This is a genomic window from Dictyobacter sp. Z7_2 (assembly GCF_057551105.1).
On sequence record NZ_BAAJPE010000002.1, the window covers coordinates 3,896,751 to 3,918,728 of the forward strand.

19 protein-coding genes and 1 other RNA gene are annotated in these 21,978 nt (G+C 51.8%); 8 read left to right on the plus strand and 12 right to left on the minus strand.

What is annotated here, in order from left to right; translation table 11 throughout:
• Positions 1-28: 28 nt before the first annotated feature.
• From AC27N8_RS29850 to AC27N8_RS29870, 5 genes are all read right to left on the minus strand, one after another.
• A complete protein-coding gene (locus AC27N8_RS29850; protein ID WP_487072349.1) occupies positions 29-667 on the minus strand; it encodes a hypothetical protein in 639 nt (212 codons plus the stop codon).
• Positions 613-921, minus strand: coding sequence for a hypothetical protein (locus AC27N8_RS29855; RefSeq protein WP_487072351.1), 309 nt, complete (start codon positions 919-921; stop codon positions 613-615). Before AC27N8_RS29855 ends, AC27N8_RS29850 begins: the two co-directional genes overlap by 55 nt.
• Before the next feature lie 135 nt (positions 922-1,056).
• A complete protein-coding gene (locus AC27N8_RS29860) occupies positions 1,057-1,692 on the minus strand; it encodes a ClpX C4-type zinc finger protein (RefSeq protein WP_487072353.1) in 636 nt (211 codons plus the stop codon).
• 31 nt (positions 1,693-1,723) lie between these two features.
• Positions 1,724-2,587, minus strand: a complete 864-nt coding sequence (locus AC27N8_RS29865) for a type 1 glutamine amidotransferase (RefSeq protein ID WP_487074770.1) — start codon at positions 2,585-2,587, stop codon at positions 1,724-1,726.
• 28 nt (positions 2,588-2,615) lie between these two features.
• Positions 2,616-4,313 (minus strand): MurT ligase domain-containing protein, encoded by a 1,698-nt coding sequence (locus AC27N8_RS29870; RefSeq protein WP_487072355.1) that lies wholly within the window; start codon positions 4,311-4,313, stop codon positions 2,616-2,618.
• Between the two features lie 455 nt (positions 4,314-4,768).
• Between AC27N8_RS29870 and topA the strand changes: the two genes are divergently transcribed.
• Both topA and AC27N8_RS29880 read left to right on the plus strand, forming a co-directional pair.
• Positions 4,769-7,225 carry a type I DNA topoisomerase gene (gene topA / locus AC27N8_RS29875; protein ID WP_487072357.1) on the plus strand — a complete coding sequence of 819 codons (2,457 nt, stop codon included), beginning with the start codon at positions 4,769-4,771 and terminating at the stop codon, positions 7,223-7,225.
• A 103-nt stretch (positions 7,226-7,328) separates the two neighbouring features.
• The gene (locus AC27N8_RS29880; protein WP_487072359.1) at positions 7,329-8,417 is read left to right on the plus strand and encodes an isocitrate/isopropylmalate dehydrogenase family protein; all 1,089 of its coding nucleotides are present in this window, start codon (positions 7,329-7,331) and stop codon (positions 8,415-8,417) included.
• Positions 8,418-8,568: 151 nt separating this feature from the next.
• Here AC27N8_RS29880 and glpX read toward each other — a convergent pair whose 3' ends face one another.
• Positions 8,569-9,567 carry a class II fructose-bisphosphatase gene (gene glpX / locus AC27N8_RS29885; RefSeq protein ID WP_487072361.1) on the minus strand — a complete coding sequence of 333 codons (999 nt, stop codon included), beginning with the start codon at positions 9,565-9,567 and terminating at the stop codon, positions 8,569-8,571.
• A gap of 23 nt (positions 9,568-9,590) precedes the next feature.
• Positions 9,591-10,235, minus strand: coding sequence for a guanylate kinase (gmk, locus tag AC27N8_RS29890; RefSeq protein WP_487072363.1), 645 nt, complete (start codon positions 10,233-10,235; stop codon positions 9,591-9,593).
• A 381-nt stretch (positions 10,236-10,616) separates the two neighbouring features.
• Between gmk and AC27N8_RS29895 the strand changes: the two genes are divergently transcribed.
• From AC27N8_RS29895 to AC27N8_RS29905, 3 genes are all read left to right on the plus strand, one after another.
• The gene (locus AC27N8_RS29895) at positions 10,617-12,608 is read left to right on the plus strand and encodes an Rqc2 family fibronectin-binding protein (protein WP_487072365.1); all 1,992 of its coding nucleotides are present in this window, start codon (positions 10,617-10,619) and stop codon (positions 12,606-12,608) included.
• A 314-nt stretch (positions 12,609-12,922) separates the two neighbouring features.
• Complete coding sequence (locus AC27N8_RS29900) at positions 12,923-13,393, plus strand: RHS repeat domain-containing protein (protein ID WP_487072367.1); 471 nt, start codon at positions 12,923-12,925, stop codon at positions 13,391-13,393.
• Between the two features lie 406 nt (positions 13,394-13,799).
• Positions 13,800-14,072, plus strand: coding sequence for a hypothetical protein (locus AC27N8_RS29905; protein WP_487072369.1), 273 nt, complete (start codon positions 13,800-13,802; stop codon positions 14,070-14,072).
• A gap of 151 nt (positions 14,073-14,223) precedes the next feature.
• Here AC27N8_RS29905 and rpoN read toward each other — a convergent pair whose 3' ends face one another.
• On the minus strand, positions 14,224-15,660 hold the full coding sequence (gene rpoN, locus AC27N8_RS29910; protein WP_487072371.1) for an RNA polymerase factor sigma-54: 1,437 nt from the start codon (positions 15,658-15,660) through the stop codon (positions 14,224-14,226).
• Positions 15,661-15,763: 103 nt separating this feature from the next.
• The gene (gene rnc / locus AC27N8_RS29915; protein WP_487072373.1) at positions 15,764-16,447 is read right to left on the minus strand and encodes a ribonuclease III; all 684 of its coding nucleotides are present in this window, start codon (positions 16,445-16,447) and stop codon (positions 15,764-15,766) included.
• A 256-nt stretch (positions 16,448-16,703) separates the two neighbouring features.
• Here rnc and rnpB point away from each other — a divergent pair.
• Positions 16,704-17,100, plus strand: an RNA gene (rnpB, locus tag AC27N8_RS29920) — RNase P RNA component class A.
• A 92-nt stretch (positions 17,101-17,192) separates the two neighbouring features.
• Positions 17,193-18,563, plus strand: coding sequence for an ArnT family glycosyltransferase (locus AC27N8_RS29925; protein ID WP_487072375.1), 1,371 nt, complete (start codon positions 17,193-17,195; stop codon positions 18,561-18,563).
• Between the two features lie 139 nt (positions 18,564-18,702).
• Here AC27N8_RS29925 and AC27N8_RS29930 read toward each other — a convergent pair whose 3' ends face one another.
• Together AC27N8_RS29930 and AC27N8_RS29935 are read right to left on the minus strand one after the other, a co-directional pair.
• Positions 18,703-18,903: a hypothetical protein gene (locus AC27N8_RS29930; RefSeq protein ID WP_487072377.1), complete on the minus strand. Its 201-nt coding sequence runs from the start codon at positions 18,901-18,903 to the stop codon at positions 18,703-18,705.
• A gap of 238 nt (positions 18,904-19,141) precedes the next feature.
• Positions 19,142-20,290 carry a glycerate kinase gene (locus AC27N8_RS29935; RefSeq protein WP_487072379.1) on the minus strand — a complete coding sequence of 383 codons (1,149 nt, stop codon included), beginning with the start codon at positions 20,288-20,290 and terminating at the stop codon, positions 19,142-19,144.
• Between the two features lie 174 nt (positions 20,291-20,464).
• Here AC27N8_RS29935 and AC27N8_RS29940 point away from each other — a divergent pair, with 174 nt between their 5' ends.
• A complete protein-coding gene (locus AC27N8_RS29940) occupies positions 20,465-21,364 on the plus strand; it encodes a cytochrome c oxidase assembly protein (protein ID WP_487072381.1) in 900 nt (299 codons plus the stop codon).
• Here AC27N8_RS29940 and aat read toward each other — a convergent pair whose 3' ends face one another.
• Positions 21,365-21,970, minus strand: a complete 606-nt coding sequence (aat, locus tag AC27N8_RS29945) for a leucyl/phenylalanyl-tRNA--protein transferase (protein ID WP_487072382.1) — start codon at positions 21,968-21,970, stop codon at positions 21,365-21,367.
• Positions 21,971-21,978 lie beyond the last annotated feature (8 nt).

The window sequence follows — 21,978 nt, forward strand, 5'->3', positions numbered from 1 at the left end:
TGGCGCAATATGTTATATTGATAACACATTATTCATACTTATAAATATGCCGTTCTCTAAAGGTCATTGTATCAATGTCGCATTGGAGACGCGCCGCTACTACTCTGTCAAAAGTCATCACGCCGATGCGGTATCGGTGATGTGTGTCCCAAAACAGCTCCGGAAGGCGATGGAGTGAGAGGCTCACCGACGTAGCGGCGCGGCTCCGCCGTGCTGTCTGTGACTCGTACGACCACGCTCCCCATGGGGTTCCATTGCGTGATCTTTCCACCGTGGATCGTCTCGTCTGCGTTGCTTTCAGATGCGCATGGGACGTGTTCGTGCGTCGAGTGACAGCACGGCGGAGCCGCGCCGCTACTGCTCTGTCAAAGGTCATCGCGCCGATGCGGTATCGGTGATGTGTGTCCCAAAACAGCTCCGGAAGGCGATGGAGTGAGAGGCTCACCGACGTAGCGGCGCGGCTCCGCCGTGCTGTCTGTGACTCGTCCGACCACGCTCCCCATAGGGTTCCATTGCGTGATCTTTCCACCGTGGATCGTCTCGTCTGCGTTGCTTTCAGATGCGCATGGGACGTGTTCGTGCGTCGAGTGACAGCACGGCGGAGCCGCGCCGCTACTGCTCTGTCAAAGGCCATCGCGCTGATGCGGTATCGGTGATGTGTGTCCAAAACAGCTCCAGAAGGCGATGGGGTGAGAGGCTCACCGACGTAGCGGCGCGGCTCCGCCGTGCTGTCTGTGACTCGTCCGACCACGCTCCCCATAGGGTTCCATTGCGTGATCTTTCCACCGTGGATCGTCTCGTCTGCGTTGCTTTCAGATGCGCATGGGACGTGTTCGTGCGTCGAGTGACAGCACGGCGGAGCCGCGCCGCTACGTCGGCGAGCCTGAGTGCCTGGTTCAAGGAGCCATCCTCCTTTGCCACGCAACGTCCTTATGTGTCTTGACTGAGTACTACGCCTGCTTGCTTGATCTCTTTGGGGGAGACGATTCCTTCACTTGACGGAGTTGGACGCAAGCGTACAACTCTACTTTAGTTGTCGTACGCTCGCGTATTGGTTTACAAAGTGATGTCGAAGTGCCAGGCTTGAGGGGATGGTTCTTCGAATTGTCCTAAGGGATCAGCGGCGCGAATTGTCAGAGTCTGCGCGTCGGGAGCGGGTAGTGGTCGGAAGCGTGCGTTGCCCTGATAGACGGCATTGTTCGGGCCGCTAGCGAGGTCGGGACGTGCCAGAATCATACCGCCGCGATCGCCGGTCCACTGGGTACCGGAACTGTCTTTCAGGAAGAAGATGATGCGTGGGACAAAGGTAAAGCCGGCTGTAAAGGGTGGCCGAATCCAGAGATACTGGAGTTCGAAGGAATCCTGATAATAGTGGATGCGATGCAGCAGTAGGGTCATCCCCTGCTGCTTTTGTTCTATTTCGAGGGTCACCGTGCGCAATGGGTCGCGTGTGCCTACCTGTTCGCTACGATTCTGTGCCGGCGCAGGTGGAGCGGCTACGACTATCGGAGGGCGAGATGCTAACTCCAAAGCCTGGGTTGAAAAGGGCGTTGGATCACGGAGAATATCATTACACAACTGTAGACAATCGTCGCAAATGTATGCGGCCCCCGGTCCAGCGATCATGCGCCGGACGTCTGATGAGTGGCGGCCACAGAATGAGCAACGAGCCATTGACCGATCAAAACTCATAGCTTATATTCCCCATCAATTGAAAACTGACTTAACCCTGGTGAGTGCGCCAGACGGAGGCCGCCTCACTATATAATCCGAGACGCTCAAGTATCGAAGCGTGAGCCTCCCATTCTAAAGTATCGTTAAGAGGAGTCAGTAATGGTGACAAATTCATTTGTTGTAACTCTAATACAGTCGAACCATTTTCAGATGGAGAGATCGCGTGGGTTCCATTGGATAACGGCGGCTCTTCAATGGATTGATATGCATATTTTCTTTGTAGTGCCAGTTCGATCAAGTGATCTGCAAAATGAGGATTCTTGGGGAGTAGTGAACCGTGTAAGTAGGTCCCGTAGGCATTGCGGTAGATAGCTCCCTCGGTATGATCTTCCGCATTGTTGCCATATCCCTTCAGCACTTTACCCAGTGGGAGTGCTGTGCCCAGATAGGTCCGACCACCATGATTTTCAAAACCGACCAATGTTTGATTCTGCCATCGAATCGCGATATCTCCGACACAACGTGTAGCTTGCGAACCTTTATGTTCTGTCCAAGCATCAAAGACGCCTAAGCCGCGCATATCGGGTCCTTCAGCTGGCCGATAGTAATGGGCCAATAGCTGGAAGCCGCCGCACACGGCCAGAACAGGCATATCATCTTCGATCGCAGCCCACAGCCCAATCCCTTTGAGCTCGTGGAGATCTTGCGAAACGGGAGCCTGTTCTTTGTCTTGTCCACCGCCTATAAATAACAAATCGTACTCGTCAGGAGCCAGAGCATCACCGACGCCTAGACCCACTACTCGTAGCTCGATGCCGCGCAACTGACAGCGTCGTCGAAATGTGAGAATATTGCCGCGGTCGCCATAGAGATTCAATTGGTCTGGATACAGGTGTCCTAAAGTTAGACTCAGAGGCTGGTTTCGATTGTTCGACAGCATGTTACGCATCTCTGCCCTCCCAGTAATGTGGTGCGAAACCGCGCTGTTCCAGCTCACGATGTACTTCCAACAGACCGGTATACGAAGGAACGATAAAGAGTGTCTCTCCGATGGGCGTGTATTGTAGTGCGCTATCGAGAGCCTTATTCAAACCATAACGATGCTCCGAGAACTTTTGGTCCTCTTGGATAGTATACTCTAAAAATTCACTTTGTGTGACATTTTTACGCGTTCTTTTAGATCTTTTGGCGGGCAATGTCACGCTCTTTTTTTGTGCTTTGAGTGGAGCTGGAGGAACAATCACGATCTCTTTTTCGCCAAAGCCGGCGTATTTTAAGCGGATCGCCAGGTCCAGAGCGCGGGTGCCGCCAACCACCAGCGTTTGCACATGACCGACAATACTTTCAAAATCGACATCCCAGATCCAGGAAATATCCTGACCATCTGCAATGTTATCATTGAGGACAAACAAAATGTGACGCGGCGTGCCGTCCGCGAAGAGCGTACGCAGGACTTCGTTGAAGCCGGTGGGATTTTTCGCGAGCAGCAAGCGCATAGTGCGCCCTTCCGCCTGGATACGTTCTCCACGCCCAAAGACAGGCTTGGATTGTTCGATGCCTGTAATGATTGGCTCCCAATCGATGCCGAGTGCCACTGAGGTCGCCACCGCCGCCAGTGCATTGTAGATATTATAAAATCCTGGCAGCGGCACGATAATTTCACGTTGCTGCTCAGCGTAGGCAACTTGTAAGCGTAGGCGATCGAAGCTATCCACGTGGACCGAGGTCACACGTACCTCCGGGTCTGGACGCTTGTTGCCACAGTTGGGACAATGATAGTGTCCCATATGGCTATAGAATTGTCGATCGTATTCATAGGTGTGTCCACAGCGTGGGCAGACACGCGTATCGAGTACCTGATGTCGTTCTACAGTTCCGGTCTGCTTCTCTGCATCGAGAGGAATGTCGTCGATGCCATAGTAGAGGACACGGCCCGCGAAGAGCTCTCCGAGCTGTGCGACCGTGGGATCATCGGCGTTGAGCACCATGATAGTACTTGTGGGTAGCTTCGCAATCGCTCTCTTCCACGTGCTGACGACCGTATCGACTTCGCCATAGCGGTCGAGCTGGTCTCGAAATAGATTCGTAAAGACCAGGACGCGGGGAGGAATCGATTGTACCAGGGATGGCAGGGCGGCTTCATCGACCTCTAAAATGGAGATAGCTTCGCCCGCTCGGCGTAGATGGCCATTGGGACGTGCGCGGATCACGAGTGAGCTGGCTACTCCGCCCACCAGATTTGATCCTTCGCGATTGCGCCAGACGCGTAGACCGTCATCGCGCAGAATCGCGGAGATGAAACTGCTCGTAGTCGTTTTGCCGTTGGTGCCAGTGATCATCAAGCTGCCATGTTCAAGCTCGGTCGCGAGATGTCCAACGATATCGGGGTAGACGCGTTGTGCAACCACCCCAACAATACTGGTGCCGCCGCCTAAGTGCAGGCGACGGCTTAATGCTCCAGCGGTGCGACCGGCGATGACAGCCATCCCGGCTCGGACCGCGCCATATGAGCGCCTGCGTGGTGATTTTTTATGTGCCTCTGTTTGTGCAGTAGGAGGCAATGCAGCATCCGTAGGAGTCTCTTGTGGCGGATGATCTGTGTCAGGAGAGTCTGGCTGAGAAGGGTGTTGTTTTCGCATGCTGTTCCTCCGAGTTGGCGCTTCTGCTTCTATCCTCTGTAGTAGATGTATGCAGCATAGCATGCATGCCCAATGGGGTCAAGGTCCATGGTAATGATAGGTTCGCTGCTACATTTTTTTCGGCTCAGAGTCGTCCGAAACAAGATTTTCTGGTGTGATCAGATTATCCAGGGGAGAAATATTCTCTTGCCACATATGGTATGCTTCAAAAGAAAATTTTGACGGTTCCTTTCACCTTGTCTGATTACCTTGTTGAGAATAATATCCCGTAGATACATCTGCCGGTTGAGAGCGTAAAGGTAGGGTTCTGAGGTAGGACATAGGCGAAAATTTTAAATAGATGCAAAATCGGATAGAATACCTACTTGTCAACCTGTGCTATTCTATCCTTGAAGACGAACACAAAAAACTATGCGGGTTTTGTTCAGAGTATTAAAGGTCAGGTAAACAGCTCAATGGCAAAAAAACTTGTAATTGTTGAGTCACCAGCCAAAGCAAAAACAATCGAGAAGTTTCTTGGTCGCGACTATGAGGTTCGCGCTTCGCGAGGCCATATCCTTGATTTGCCCAAAAAAGGGCTTGGTGTGAATACGCGGAAAGATTTCGCTCCTAAATATGAAGTGATTGAGAAGAAAGATCAGCTGATTGAAGAGCTGAAGGCGGCGGCCAAGCGTGCCGATGAAGTCTATCTGGCTCCAGACCCGGATCGCGAAGGCGAATTTATTGCCTGGTCGCTGAAAAATCTGCTCGATTTGCAGAATCCTCGGCGAGCGGTCTTCAACGAGATCACGAAGCGAGCCGTACAGGAAGCGATCCGGAAACCTCGTCAGATCAACGAGGATCTTTTTAACGCACAGCAGGCTCGTCGTGTCCTTGACCGGCTGGTCGGCTACAAGATTAGTCCCTTACTCTGGCGCCGTATTCAATCCGGTACCAGCGCTGGACGTGTCCAATCGGTTGCCTTACGTCTCATCTGTGATCGCGAGGCCGAGGTGCGTGCCTTTATTCCCGAAGAATATTGGAGCATCGCCGTGACGCTGAGTAAGCATCAGCAGAGCGAGCGCTTTGAGGCGATGCTGATCTCGCGCTTAAAAGATATCGACGAGGTGAGTCGCGCTGAGGATGCTGTCGAAGGTGCGGAGCCGGCCAAAGCCGAAGCCGCTCAGAATGGAAAAGCCGCCAAGGCTGCGCCAAAAGCTGAGAAGGGACGCATCAAGATTACCTCTCAGGAAGAGGCGCAGGCGATTGTCCAGGAATTGCAGAACGCAACCTATAGCGTCTACAAATACGAGGAGCGTGAGCTCCGTCGCCAGCCACCTCTACCTTATACTACCAGCACGTTGCAGCAGGATGCATCCTTACGGCTCTACTTCAAGCCGAAGAAGACCATGAGTCTGGCGCAGCAGCTCTACGAAGGTATTGAACTGGGCGAGCGTGGCCATCAGGGTCTGATTACCTACATGCGTACCGACTCGACGCGCATCTCTGATGAGGCTCAAGGCAAAGTCAAAGAGCATATTGAGCAAGAATATGGCAAACCATATGTTGGTTCCGGCCGTGTGGGCAAATCCAAGGCGACAACCCAGGACGCTCATGAAGCGATTCGTCCTACCGAGGTCTCTTTGACCCCTCAGATGGTGAAGTCTCATCTGACACCGGATCAATTCAAACTGTATAACATCGTCTGGCGGCGCTTTGTGGCCAGCTTTATGACGCCGGCTGTCTTTGATACTGTGCGTGCCGATATCGTTGCCGCACAATATATCTTCCGTGCCACGGGATCGAACCTGAAATTTCAGGGTTTCTACGCCGTCTGGCCGCGTGAAGAAGATGAGAAGTTGCTGCCACTGATGCAGGTGAAAGAGGTCCTGGATAGCCATGGCTTGAAGCCGGAACAGCACTTTACGCAGCCACCTCCACGCTTCTCGGAAGCCAGCCTGATTAAAGAGCTGGAAGAGCAAGGTATTGGACGACCAAGCACCTATGTGCCTATCATCAGTACGATTCAGGATCGTGGATATGTAGATCAGGAGCAGCGACGCTTTGTGCCGACCTGGCTTGGTGAGACCATCAATGAGGTCATGAACAAGCATTTTCCCAACATTGTCTCTCCAGGTTTCACTGCAGACATGGAGCGTCAACTGGACGATGTTGAGGATGGCAAACGCTCCTGGACAGAGTTTTTAAAAGCTTTCTATGGCGATTTTAAGACCTCGCTGGAAAAAGCTGAATTGGAGATGAACCGCGTTCAGAAGCCATTGGAAGAGACCGATGAGATCTGTCCCGAATGTGGCAATAAGCTGGTGATCCGTACTGGACGCTTTGGCAAGTTTGTCTCCTGTGGGAATTTTCCCGAGTGTCGCTATCGTCGCTCGGTACTGAATAAAACAGGAGCCCTGTGTCCGCAGTGCGGAGGTGATCTGGTGGAGCGCAAGACGCGTCTCAAGAAGCGCGTCTTTTATGGTTGTGCCAACTATCCGACCTGTAACTTTGCCAGCTGGGAGCGTCCCGTCGAAGAGCTCTGCCCGCGTTGTGGAGGCTTGATGGTCATCCCCAGAGGGAGCAAAGAGGCTGTCTGCTATAGCGAGTTTATTACCGCTCAGCAGAATGCCGAGGCCAAACCTGGTCAGGCGGGAGAGGAGAAGCCCACGCGTGTCAGTCGTGCAAAAGCCAGCGCGACGGCCGATGGAGTGACGGCTCCCGTACGTGCTCGCACAACCAGAAGCAAGAAGGCTGGCAGCGACAAAGCTGTCGTGGGATCTGATGGAGTGGTTACGGAAAAGAAGGTTACGAAACGCACCACCGCCAGTAAAAGTAAAGCCAAACCAAAATCAAAAGCTCCTGCACGTCGTGCAGCAGGGTCTACATCAACTGCCGCTACTGCTGTCAGACGAACAAAGGCCACAAAGTGATCAAAAAAGCAGAAAAATATGGAGAAAGTGTGCTATAATCGGAAAAACCTACTCTCTCTAAATTACGAACGTCGAGAGAGTTCTGCTTACGATGGAGGATTTCATGCCGCATGCAGTGACGCTGATTCCCGGCGATGGAACTGGCCCAGAGATCGCGGAAGCGACCTGTCGTGTTCTTGAAGCAACGGGGGTGCAGTTCGATTGGGATGTGCGACAGGCGGGAGCAGAAACGCTGGCAAAGCAAGGGACGGTTTTGCCAGATGAGGTTATTGAGTCGATTAAGCGCACACACGTTGGACTAAAAGGTCCTATCACTACTCCGATTGGCAAAGGGCAACGCAGCGCCAACGTCACCTTACGCAAACGACTCGACCTCTATGCTAATCTGCGTCCTGCTAGAACCTATCAGGGACTGCGTTCCCGTTATGAGAATATTGATCTTGTGATTGTCCGGGAGAATACTGAGGATCTTTATGCCGGAATTGAATTTCAGCGTGGTTCGGCTGGTCATGACGAATTAATCGAGTTGATCGGTCGAACCAGCGGCCATAAGATAGATCTCGACTCTGCACTGAGTATTAAATATATTTCTGCAGCCGCCTCACGCCGTATCGTCAAATTTGCCTTTGAATATGCACGAGCGAACAAACGTCGCAAAGTGACCGCCGTCCACAAAGCCAACATCATGCGCTTATCTGACGGATTATTTCTCTCCATTGCGCACGAAGTCGCCAAAGAATATCCAGACATCCAATATGAAGATCGTATTGTAGACAATATGTGTATGCAACTGGTGCAAAAGCCTGAATTATATGACGTCCTTGTCTTGCCCAATCTCTACGGAGATATTATTTCTGATCTCTCCGCTGGCCTGATCGGCGGACTCGGAGTTGCTCCAGGAGCCAATATCGGCATCGATTATGCCGTCTTCGAGCCCGTACACGGCAGTGCACCCAAATATGCCGGCCAAAACAAGGTTAACCCTATGGCCATGATGTTCTCCGGCGTGATGATGCTGCGTCATTTAGAAGAGCGTGAAGCGGCGAATCGTCTCGAAAAAGCCCTGATGCGTGTCCTGGCGGAAGGGAGATCCACCACTTATGATCTCAAGCCCCGCCCCGACGATCCCAGTGCTGTAGGCACCTCGGATGTGGCTGATGCCGTCATCGAACATCTCCGAGCCCAATCTTAAGGCGAGAAAATATCAAAGCCGAACTTTGACGTAGCGTCGGACGCTTGCGTACGATGTCCCAGTTCATCGTACGATCAGGCAGGTCAGCGTTGCTCGCCGAGATTGTGCTGTTTCATACGTCGAGTGGGACATCGTACGCAAGCGTCCGACGCTACTGGGGTTTTTGACGCCACTTGTGGCGCGCCTGGATGTAGCGCACGGTGCCGGAATGCGAGCGCATCATGACGGATGATGTGCGTGCGCCCCAGCCAAAGTATTGGATGCCGTCGAGCATGTCGCCGCTGGTGATACCGGTAGCTGCGAAGCTCACGTCGTTACTTTTGACGAGGTCATCGGTGCGATAGACGCGCTCAAGATCGATGCCATCGGCCTTGAAGCGCTCGCGCTCCTCCTCAGTGCGGGGCCAGATCTTGGCCTGGATCTCGCCTCCCAAACATTTGAGGGCGGCGGCGGCCAATACCGCTTCTGGTGCTCCACCGATGCCCATCATCACATCGATGCCGCGAAAGTCCTCCATGGCGGCCTGGATCGCTGCTGCGACGTCTCCATCGGTGATCAGGCGGATACGTGCTCCGGCTTCGCGAATCTGGCGAATGAGATCCTGATGGCGTGGGCGATCCAGTACGACGACCGTCAGGTCATCGATATGGGCTCGGCGCTCGCGTGCGATCCGATCGAGATTGACTGCCACTGAGGCATTGATATCGATCACATTGCGCAGGGCCGGTCCAACGGCGATCTTATTCATATAGTAAACGCCGGGAGGGGCCGAGTACATGCTGCCTCTTTCGGCGATCGCGATCACAGCCAGAGCGCCGGGGAGTCCCAGGGCCAGCAGGCGTGTGCCATCGACTGGATCGACGGCCACATCCACATCTGGCTTATTGCCGTTGCCGATCTCTTCTCCGACGTACAGCATGGGAGCTTCATCTTTTTCTCCCTCGCCAATTACGACCACTCCGTGCATATCGACGCCGTCAACCGCGTGACGCATCGCGTCGACGGCGGCCTGATCGACCATCTCCTTATTGCCCCGACCCATCCAGCGTCCAGCGCTCAAGGCGGCGGCCTCGGTGACACGTATCAACTCCATACCAAGATTGCGCTCTATCGTGCGCGACGGTTCAAAACGTTCATCTATTTGAGACATGTTTTCCTTAACCTTTTGCTTGCTTAGATGTCAACATATGAGGGACGTGTACGACAATGTTCTGCTTGCATGACTGCATGTAGATTGTTGACGGCATCGGCAAGTTGTCCCTGGCGGTTCACTATCACATAGTCATAGTGATCCTGCTGTGCTAACTCATGTTGGGCGTCGGCGAGGCGACGCGTGCGTTCGGCCTCAGTCTCCGTATCGCGGTTCGTCAAGCGTTCAACGAGCTCATCGGGTGTACCGGGGACCAGGAAGATAAAGATTGCTCCTGGCACTTTGGCGCGTACGGTTGCGGCTCCCTGGACGTCAATTTTGAGCAGCACATCGTATCCTTGTTGTAAATTGTCTTTGATCTGTTTGAGAGGTTGTCCATACCAATTGCCGTGCACTTGTGCGTACTCAATGAGTTCGTTGTGCTTGATCATCTCCTGGAACTGGTTATGGCTCACGAAATAATAGGGATGCCCTTCGCTCTCGCCGGGCCGGGGAGAGCGTGTCGTTACTGACGCCACCACGTGAAAGGGCACGCCCTTCTCTTTGAGGGCGTTAATGACGGTATCTTTCCCAGTTCCAGAAGGTGCTGAGAGGACGAATAAGAGTCCTTGCCGGGGTGACGCGGCCTGCTGGGACTTTTCGGTAGTTAGTTGAGTCTCAACTTGCATGCTTCTCTTCCTGGTGTGGCTCTACCCATAGACATTCATACACGCTGGTGCGCGAATTACGTCGCGTTCAAGCGAATGAGAAAGATACTATGACACCTTTCTGATATGAATGCAAGGAAAAAGCAAATAGAGAGAGAATGTGTGTACGAACAAACCTCTCTTTGTTATACTGTAAGTTATGGCTGCGAGCACAGGGCCGGGAAGATCCATATGCATTTCATATAGATAAGTCTATCCGTACTTACGCTTGCACTACTATTGTACAACATGGTCAGGTAATCTCGAAAGTTGTCTTGTTGAAACCTGTGGACGTCGTTCGGAGACATCCAGCCTCAGCAACGATTATACCTGCTGGGATAGCGAAATAGATCGGAAATTACTATGTATGTTGATGCGCTTACTCTGGCGGCGGTTGCCGATGAATGGCGGAAATTGTTGATCGGTGGACGGATCGATACGATTATCCAACCGACAGAGCATGCGGTGGCCTTGCAGTGCTACGTGCCGAGTGCGCAAGAGGGTCAGGGTGGGAAAAATCGCTGGATCTATCTCTCCGCGCACCCGCAGCTGGCGCGAGCGCATATCACCGCGCTGAAGCCGCAGCGCATTGCGCACGAGCCGCCAGCCTTTGTGATGTTGCTACGCAAGCATCTGGAGGGCGCACGGATCGAATCGATTGTGCAGCCTGAGTGGGAGCGTGTAATTGAGATCGTAGCGGGCTATCGCAAAGAGAGCGAAGGCGATGAGCGGATCCGCTTTCGCATCATTATCGAGATCATGGGACGCCTGAGCAATATCATCTTTTGCGATGAGCAGGGGATGATTCTGGGAAGCTTGAAGCGTGTCGGTGCGGATGTCAATCGCTATCGCGTGATTGCGACTGGCGTGCCGTATGTGCCGCCGCCGCCGATGCTGCGCACGATCGCGGGACAGTCATTGCCGCGACTAATACCGGGTCATGTGACGGCTGCTCAGTTAGTGATAGCGGCCGGTGATGTGACTCCCGAGCCAGTGACCGACAAGAAGCGCAAGCGCAATGCCGAGGCTCCAAAGGTCTGGCAGCTACTCTCCAGGCAGATCGCTGGTTTTAGTCCTCTGCTGGCGCGTGAAGCTGTTTTTCGTACGACCGAGGATGCCGAGACGCTGATGACGCAGACCAATCCAGCCACCTGGGAAGAGCTGGCCTGGCATATCAACGATCTGGCGGAACTGTATCGACAGAAGCGCTGGCAGCCGCGGCTGATCGAGCGTCAACTGACGCCGGATGAGCTACAGAATACCTTTGCCACTGCAGGAGCCGAGCGCTACGTGCCGCAAGCCTTCGCCGCCTATCTGCTGGAGCAATATGCGGCCAGGGAGGACCTGCGTGTGCAGGAATCGCCCTCGATCAACGTCGTGCTGGATGAGTATTTCGCTCGGGCCGAATGGCGTGATGCGCTTGATAGCTTACGTTCACCGATCCGTAAGGCGCTCCAGACCAATATCGATCGCTGCCTGCGCAAGGCCGACCTGTTGCGTCAGGAGATGGTGCAATCTGAGGAAGCCGCGCAGTATCGTCTCTATGGAGATCTGCTGCTGGCGCATCAGCACGAAGTGGGACAGGGGCCGACAAGTGTTGTCCTGGTGAACTACTTTGATCAATCGGGTGCTGACGAAACCGCTCAGATCAGTGTGCCCCTTGATCCACGCTTTGATGCTGTGACCAATGCGAACCGCTACTTCAACAAATATCATAAATTGCGCCGCGCACTGGAACTGGTCCCGGCTCAGATCGAGCAGAACAACCTTGAATTGACGATGGTAACTCAGTTCATGTCTGATCTGAAAATCGCGGAGAACGCTGCCGAGATCACTCATGTCCAGTCCGAAGTCCAGGCGGCGGGCTACATGCGTGGCAGCAAAGTCGTGGTCGATAAGAAAGCGCTCAAAGCGGCCAAAAAGATCCAGGGTAAAGGAAAAGGAAGCAAGTCTGCCAAAGGCAAGCCAGTGCCACCGGGTGGTGGTGTCCCTCTGCATATCCAGAGTCGTGAGGGTTTCACTTTGTTAGTAGGCAAAAATAGCCGTCAAAATGAAGAAGTTACGTTTCATCAAGCGACCTCGAATGACCTCTGGCTGCATGCTCGTGGCGTGGCGGGAGCTCATGTCATCATCAAATCCGCCGGACGTGAAATCCCGCATAACACCATCAATCAAGCCGCCAGCCTGGCCGCCTACTATAGCGAAGCGCGTGGGACTACCAGCGCCTCGGTTGATTATACTTTGCAGCGTCATGTACGCCACATGAAAGGTGGTGGTCCCGGCATGGTCATTTATGAGCGTGAACGCACTATCTATGTCGAACCCGACAAAGCCATTGCGTTGCTTAAAGTATAGAACTCCATAAAATGTAAGTGTCCCTTTTTGCTCTATGCTCACGGATTTTTTCATGCTTATCCTCCATATTTGAGAACAACAAAGTATCAAGATTTGTTTTAATCTGATACTTTGTTGTTTTGTCAATTTTTCTCAAAAATGCATCTATAGATAGAAAAACGCAATATCTGATATTTTATTACGAAGAACCAATTGCATTAATCTATCTTTATTGTCACTATGTACCACACTGTCAAGGCAACCCATAGGTGTTCCAGCATCGCTCCCACAGGAAGCGGCACCTATACTGTTACCTTCCAGCAAACTGGCGAGCAATGGGGCTTCAATCAGTATGGCTCCTTCGCATCTGTATCATCTATCCTAACAGTACCGGCATGCTGTTTAGCTTTGATGCCGCCGGACGCGAGCTCACCAACACAGGTGGCACCATGAATAGCCTCCTTTGTACTGGCTCGACGGCAGTGACAACCCCGATAACCGGGTACAGCTACAACTATGGGACCTCCACAGCTTCCAAAGATGTGATGCACACAGCAACGATCCATGCAGCAGGTAACTATTCGACGGTCGTCACGAGCACTTATACGTATGATAGCCAGAACCGTTTGACGAAAGTGGTCAATCCAAGCCAAACGTGGACGGTGGGCTATGATCCCAATGGGAACATGACCTCCAAGACGTATGCTGGAGCTTCAACCTTCAATGCTTCGTATACCTATCTGTGGTGCATCACAATGGGAATGGGGAGGCTAAGTAATTGGATGCCTAAAGTTATACTAGACTAATTTACAAAAAATTTGCAATACTATCTACAAAAATGTACTTAAAGATTTTGTAGATAGTATACGAAGCTTATTAAATCCGAACATCATTAGTAATCATCAATAAAAACCATCATGGGAGGAAATAAACATGCTCCTTACAATTTTTCGATGCACTTTAATCTTTGTGAGCCTATTTGGGCTCGTATTTATTTATAATAAAAATTTTCGTACAAATCGTTTACATTCTAAACGCGCTAACTTCTATTTCATTTTAACACTTTTTGCTGTTATTCTTGAGTTTTTTGTGCTTTATGAAAGTTTTGTAAGCCCTCACAAAATTTTCATAGATGAGACGCTAGCTATTCTATTATTGACAGCTCTTATTGGTTTTATATATAGATACTGTACGCCAGATAAATAATTTTGTATGCGTCAGTCCTTAAGTAGGCTAGAAAGGGTTGAGCACCAACAGCAACGTTATGATCTACACCAGCCTGGGTTTAGTAGCGAAAAAACGTCGGCGACCACCGGCAACGAGTATGTGCGTTGTAGTTGTGGCCCGCTCAACAGCGAACGGACCTCGGCAGGACAGGTCTACTACTCTCTCTTCGATGGGCTCGGCTCTATTGCGGGCATGACCGATAGTAGTGGAGTGCTGGTGGTAACTTGTAAGATAGGGAACGAGCGCGTTACTGCATAGCAGCACGTTTCTCGTTCCATCTTTCGAACTGGAGGTGTCATTCAGCTCTCCATGCTTGGACACTTCTCAATCATTTGCTCTATTGAGTATCCAACGTAGATTTTTGTATGATCGGTCGCCCCTTCATATACATTGCTTGAGTAGCGAACCCTTACGCATTGCGTTCGCGTGATGAGCCAATGCCGATCTCCTCGCGATACTTTGTGATCGTGCGGCGTGCCAGAGTAATCCCGCTTGAGGTCAGGAGGCGCGCCAGTTCCTCGTCGCTGAGACGATGCTGCGGATCTTCAGATTGAATCAGTTCGCGTAGCATATCCTTGATTCTCAGTGAGCCATCGAAGAAATCCGAGATCGGGATCAGGCGACCGTTGGGCAGGAGGGCATACTTGTTCGCGGTGGCGCGACTCACCGTGCCCTCATCCAGATGCAGGTTAGTGGCCACCTCGGCTCGTGTGAGTGGATAGAGATAGCGAATGCCTTTCTCCAGGAAGTCCTTTTGATGGCTGATCACGACCTCCGCGACGCGCTTGAGCGTGCGCCAGCGCCTGTGGATGCAGTCGACAAAGAAGCTGGCGCGATCTCTATTCTGATGCATATAGCGCTGAATATCGTTGTTCGTCTCAAGTGGCTCTGGATGATCGGTATAATGTGAGCCAACGCGAAAATTATAGCGCTTTTCTTCGGTGAGCTCTACCTCGAAGCCATTTTCTCCCTCGCGAATGATGATATCTGGATGGATATAAGTGGTGCCGCTGCCCAGAGCGGTGTCGTTGCTCGCAGCGCGGTACAGATGTCCGGGATAGGGATGTAAGGTGCTGCGTATATAGTGTGATGCCTGACGGACTTCCTGCTCGCTGACCATGAGCTTGCGAGCGATCTCAGCATAGCGATTGTGTCCGAGCTCTTCCAGATAATCCTCGATGAGCCGATACGCCAGCGGATGAGGTTCGTGCTGCTCACTCATGGCGACGAGTTGGATCTGGAGGCATTCGCGGATATTACGAGCCCCGATGCCACACGGTTCGAGCGTCTGGAGCTGGCTCAGGACATAGGCGACGCGTTCATAGGGAACTTGTAAGTGGTCGGCGATCTCTTGCAGGCTGATCTCCAGATAGCCACGTTCATTGAGGTTGCCTACCAACTGCTCGGCGATTAACGCGTCGTCCGGGGAGACCTGCGCTTCTAGCTGCTGGAGCAGATCCTCAGAGAGCGTCTCGCCAGTGGCGATGTGGGCCATGGGATCATAATCGTCATCGGCATCCGAGAAGCCATAGTTATCGCTGTCATAGAAGAAAGGTGGCTGTTCCCATTGACCCTCCTGAGGAATTTCCTGTTGGCTGGGCTCAGGAGTATGGTGGACATTTTGCGTAAAGCGTCCACACACGGTGCAGGACTGTCCATACAAAGGTGTTGAGCAGAAGAGACAAATGCGTTGTTCTGTCACCTCCAGCACGGGATTGTCTGTCTGCTCCTGATTGATCGTGCGTTCAAGCTCATCAGCTGAAAGATGTAAAATGGTGCTCGATGTGACGAGACGAGCACTTACTCTCACGGTTTGTTCGGTTCTTGGCGTTTGTTCTAATCGCATCCCACGTACCTCCGACCCAATTCCCTGTATGCGCCTGTGTCGTTGCTCTTACATCCCTGCCAGACCTTCACGATTTCGACTCTTCAACATTAGAATGAGATCTCTATGTCCAGTTTCGACTTACAAGAGCGTTGCGTGCTGCTTCCTGTTCCGCCGTCTGTTTATTGCGACCCTGACCACGACCAGCCACCTGTTCTCCCAGCATGACTTCTACGGTAAATTCGCGATTGTGTGATGGTCCCTCTTGACTGACCAGGCGGTACGAAGGAGTAATTCCTTCATGAGCCTGCGCTTGTTCCTGGAACAATGATTTATTATCCTTAAACAGGCGCTTTGTCACAATCGTCTGTGCGAGTGGCTCAAGACGAGGAAGCAAGAAAAGCCGGGCCGCCTCCAGACCTTGATCCAGGTAGATTGCTCCCAGCACCGCCTCAAAGGCCGATGCCTGGACGCGCTGTCCTCCTCCACTATTTTGTTCACCTTTTCCCATCAGCAGGAAGGTGCCCAGATTAATTTCGCGCGCAAAATTCGCAAGCGTCTCTGTACGCACAAGCACTGCGCGTACATCTGTCAACTCACCCTCGCTCAGATCAGGAAAGGTGCGATACAAAAAATCCGCACTGATCAGAGCCAGAATCGAGTCCCCCAGGAACTCCAGACGTTCATTCGAACTTTGTCCGACGCCAGACGTTTCATAGATATATGAGCGATGTGTTAGAGCCAGTTTCAGAAGGAGTGGGTCCTGAAAGTGTACTTTCAAAATCTCTTCCAATAACGGTTCGTGCATGAATATACCTCAAGATGACATTGGTTCTCTGCATATAATAAGTCTTATAGAAATCACTTTCTAGCAGACACGCAGCAATTTTTGTAGTAGCCGTCATTGTAGCGCGTTTTGACACGAACTGCAACGCTCTTGTATAGGAATATTCGGCAGTAATAGCGGCCAATAGAAGGTATTCGATACTTTTGACGGTAATCACGTCGCCTCTGTAGTGCTAGACGGCCCGTGTCAGATATGTTACTCTAAGGGACGGTAGGTTTGAGAAAGACTGGTAATTGCGGATCGAAAGGTCCGAGGAAAGTCCGAACTCCCTAGAGCAAAGATGCTGGCTAACGGCCAGTGGAGGCGACTTCAAGGAAAGTGCAACAGAAACATACCGCCCGGCCAGATGCCATCTATGGTCAGATGGCCGGGTAAGGGCGAAATGGTGAGGTAAGAGCTCACCAGCAATCAGGTGACTGATTGGCTGTGCAAACCCCATCTGGAGCAAGACTAAATAGAGGGGACAGGTCCCAGACCTGGCAGATGGCTCGTCTGTTAACCTTCGGGTTGGTCGCTTGAGGCAATGGGCAACCATTGTCCTAGATAGATGATTACCGCCCGGACGCGTGTAAACGTATCCGAGTACAGAATTCGGCTTATGGCTTTCTCAATCCCACCAACCCACCTACTTTTTTGTTGAATAGACTGAAATATTTCAAACAACAAGCATTAAATAAGAATTATGTCGTATCTCTGTGGAGTTTTCATGAAAATTCGGAGATTTCTACCATCATCTTTTGCCATCATTTTTATCTTCTTTTTAGCTTTGGCTGTAAGGCTACTTTATAATGCGACGGTTGCGAAAGGCTATCAGCCTCTTTTTGATGCTGGTAACTATCAAACGATTGGCTTTAACCTGCTTTATTTACACTCCTACTGCCCTAAAGGCGATCTGCAAACGTTGGGCTGTCTGGCTGGGCGTGCACCTTTGTGGCCATGGATTATTGCTGTACTTGCCTGGCTCTTTGGACCAGCTAACTTGTATTCGCGTCTTTTCTTTTGCTTGATTGGATCAGGTACCTGTATTATTCTTTATCTTTTCGCGCGTGATTTATGGGGTAAGCAGGTCGCATTCATCACAGGTATATTGGCATCGCTCTATGTTGGGCTATTTCTCTATGATGGTTGGATGTATACTGAGTCCCTGTTTACTTTTTTGCAGCTCAGTTTCTGTTACCTACTTTTCCGTTTTCAGCGTAGTGGACAGTATAGATGGATCATATTGAGCGCTATTGTCCTTGTACTGGCATCGTTAACGCGCCCTAATGGTCTTGATCTATTGGGACTGGCCCTCATCTGGGCTCTATTGCTTCTCTGTTCGCATCATTTCTCCTGGCGGCAGGCTATCTCAGTACTACTGATCATTTTTATACTTACGATAGTTCTGATTGCTCCCTGGACGATACGCAATTATCGTGTCACTCATCAATTTATTCCGATTGCAGTTGGGAATGGAGCAGTGCTTGCTGGCGCGTATAATGATACTGTTTTACACCCTAATCCGATGGGTGATTATAAGTGGATGCCTGCTGATAGTCCGATGAGCAAATCTATCTGGATAAATTTACAAGGACGAGGTCTCTGGGTTTCTTCTGCAGAGATAGAACCTCCCCTAGATTTGCAGCATCATACAGATAACGACGCTTATCGAAGCGCGTATGCCTTCCATTGGATTAAAGGGCATCTCTCTTCCATGCCATATCTGCTGAGCTTACACTTCGTTAATACCTGGACTCCCTATACTTCTGAAGAGGGATTACCCATGGTCCAATTCCCTACGCGCCTCTCTTCACAGATTGTGTGGTATATGATCTGGTATGTCACACCAGTTGTTCTTCTTCTGGCAGTTTGTGGCCTGATTGCAACCTGGAGGCGCTGGAAGCAAGATTTAATTGTCGTCTACCTCTGTATCCTCTTTACTGTTGGTCTTAACATTGCATTGTATGGGAGCTCGCGTTTTCGTGCGCCCATTGAACCCTTTTTTGTCTTGTTGATTGGTGGATGCATCTGGTGGCTTGTGCAGTATGCGTCGCGTGTCAGGTCTTCATCCAGTCGGCCAAGAACGTCCGAGGACTGAATTCCAGGCTTTAGAGGCTTTAGAGCTCTCATCTGGCAGATAGATTGGCAATCACAGCAGGTATGCTAGCAATAAAAAGGGAGCCAGGATTGGAATATCCTGGCTCCCGATGACTCATCTATCTGATAGGTATCAGCGCTTAGTGGCTGATACGATTATGTTCATTGAGCCAGCGCATAAAGTCGAGACGACGACTCTCTTGCAGCATTTCTCGATATTCAGTTTGCTCGGCGACATGATCCCTCATATGAACGAGTTGTGTGGCTTCGGCTTCTGAAAATCCTAGCGAGAGCAGACTTTGTAGATCGGTACTTTCGGTGGCGTATGAATATTCTGACATGATGGCAGCTCCCTTTACTATGACCGAACAAACTTCATGAATAAGCCCGTCCTTGCAGAGATTTTGAGTGTTGCTAGCACAGCCCCACAAAGAAAGCTATTCCTACTATATGTAACGTATTCCAGCGACTAAAAATTTCCGGCGTCACGAACACATATCGAAAAGAAGTGTACCGACGTTTACATTCCGTCTTACATTATTATAAACGTTTGGCATAGTGGGTATTTGCGGACCACGCTTACATTTTTTTGAAGTTGATGCCCATTTTGAGGAGTTTGAGTGCGCGTTCGGTTGCTTCGCTTGTCAAAAGATAGGCATGTTCCATGGCGTAGACGAGCGGCATGGGACCCGAAGGGAGCACGGTGATGGCGTCGATGCCGAGATCATACAGACTCTTGTACTGCTCGCCTAAGCCTCCGGTGAGAGCCAGTACGGGGACGCTGTATTTCTTGGCGAGTGTGGCGATGGCGGCGACGCTTTTGCCATAGGCGGTCTGTTCATCGAGTTGTCCCTCGGCGGTGATGACGAGGTCGGTGTTTTTCATATATTCATTAAGATGCAAGGCGTCGATCACGATCTGCGCGCCTGGACGCAGTGTGGCTCTCAGGAAGGCGATGGCACCCGCTCCCAGACCGCCAGCCGCGCCAGCTCCTGGGATGTTACGAACGTCGATCTGGAGATCGCGCTGAATAATCTGTGCGTAGTGGGCGAGAGCGGCGTCGAGTTCGGCGACGACGCTGGGTGATGCTCCTTTTTGCGGGCCGTAGATCGCTGATGCTCCTGTGGGGCCGCAGAGTGGATTGGTGACATCGCAGGCGACCTCAAAGGTACATTCCTGAAGTCGGGGATCGAGAGTGTCTATGCTGATGTGGGCAAGCGTTGTGAGAGCCGCTCCTCCGAAGGCGATTGGTTTGCCATAGGCGTCGAGTAGACGAGCACCAAGTGCCTGAGCCATCCCAGCGCCGCCATCATTGGTGGCACTGCCGCCGAGGCCAATAATAAAGTGTCTGCGACCTTGATCAAGTGCGGCTTTGATCAGCTCTCCCACCCCGTAACTGGTTGCGATGCGCGGATTGCGTCTCTGTGTGGGAACAAGCGGCAGTCCTGAGCTGGCGGCCATCTCGATGGCTGCGGTTCGACCGTCACCAAGCAGGCCATAGAAAGCCTTGACAGGCTCGCTCAGTGGACCTGTGACTATCTGGGTGCGTATCTCTCCTCTGGTTGCATCGACCAGAGCCTGGACCGTTCCCTCACCACCGTCCGCGATCGGGATAATCGTGATCGCCGCATCGGGAAAGGCCGCATGGGCTCCCTGTGCGATCGCTGCTCCCGCCTCGGTGGCCGAGAGACTTCCTTTGAGTGCTTGCGGAGCAATCAGAATACGCATGATACGTGCCTCTTTCTTTCTGCTCAATCCGTAGTTGAGCTACGTGCATTATATCAAATGCGCCAGGATCTTGTTTGCACGATCTCATAACCTGTCCTATACTATGAGATGGTTGTTGTCGGGCTGAATCTTCTCGTGCCTATCTCTGCTGAAAATAGTTTGTGGAGTCTTTCTATGTTGTATGGTCTCTCGCTCGCCTGGTCGTGGAGCCTGGGCGGATTTCTTTGTTTTGTGCTTCTGGGAGCGCTTTATCTGTTTGGCTTGTGGCGAGTACACGTCCGGCATCGCAATGATCCGCAATCCCCCACCGTCGGCGTGCTGCGGATTATCTCATTCTGGATCGGCCTGATTATTTTTGCCCTGCTATTCTTCTCGCCGGTTCAGATCATTGGTCGGACGCAACTTTTTTCGGTGCATATGGCAGAAGTGGTGGTCTTGACGACCTTCTGTGCTCCGCTCCTGGTGGGAGGCTGTTCGGCGGTGCTTCTGGAGCCGGTGTTAAAGATTCCGGTTGTCAGCTCGATTGTGCGCTTTCTGACGAATCCGATCGTGACGTCGATCATCTTTAATGCGACGTTTCTGCTCTGGCACGCGCCGAAGATCTATAATGCGGCTGTGGGGAGTGTGCCTATCTACAACATCATGATGATCACCATCTTCCTGGCCTCACTGCTCAACTGGTGGCCGGTCGTAGGGACGCTATCGGAACTGAAAAAGATCGGTTATCCGCTTCAGATGCTCTATATTATCCTGGATGGAGAGCCGATTGACATCTTTGCCTTTATTCTCGTCTACAGTAACGTGCCGCTGTACACCCACTACGCCATCCCTGCCTCTTTTGTCCAGATGGGCTTCACGACCTTTGGCGATCAATCGGCGGCTGGTGCGATGTTGTTGCTGCCTGGCCTGATTGATCTGGCTGTCATGACGCCGCTCTTTATTGCCTGGATGGGACAGATGGAGCGCCGTACGCGGCTGGCTGATGAGCGTCGTCAGGCCGAGCTTGAAGAGGTCTATTATGATGAAGATGAGAATGAGGATGAAGCGAATTTGCAGCAGATGAACCTCTCGTAATCACGCACGGCTGTACTCGGTCCAGATGCAGTCCAGCTCCAGAGCGGCTTGCAGGCGTTCCTCATACTTGTGGCGTGGGACCTCGGTGACACCGAGTGTGGCGAGATGGGGAGTAAGAAATTGTGTGTCGTGGAGGACGTAGCCGCATGCCTGGAGATGCTCTACCAGCGCGACCACACAGACTTTGGAGGCGTCCGTGGCGAACGAAAACATACTTTCGCCCATGAACGCGCCTCCAATCGACACGCCATACAACCCGCCGACCAGATCTCCATCCTGCCACGCCTCGACACAGTGAGTGAATCCATGCCGATAGAGATACGTATACGCCTTGATAAACTCCTCATTGATCCAGGTCTCCGGGCGTGCCCCGCAGCAGCGCATAACCTGCTCAAAAGAAGTATCCATACGTACCTGATAGATCTGCTTACGTATCGTCGCCCGCAGAGAGCGCGAGACGTGCAGATCGGTATGCTCCAGGATCGCACGTGGATCGGGAGCATACCAGTTGATTTTCCCATTTTCATCCGCCATCGGGAAGATTCCCTGGGCGTAGGCGTTAATCACAAGGATTGGATCAAGCGGCTCAGGCCTCGGCTGTGTCATGAGATTAC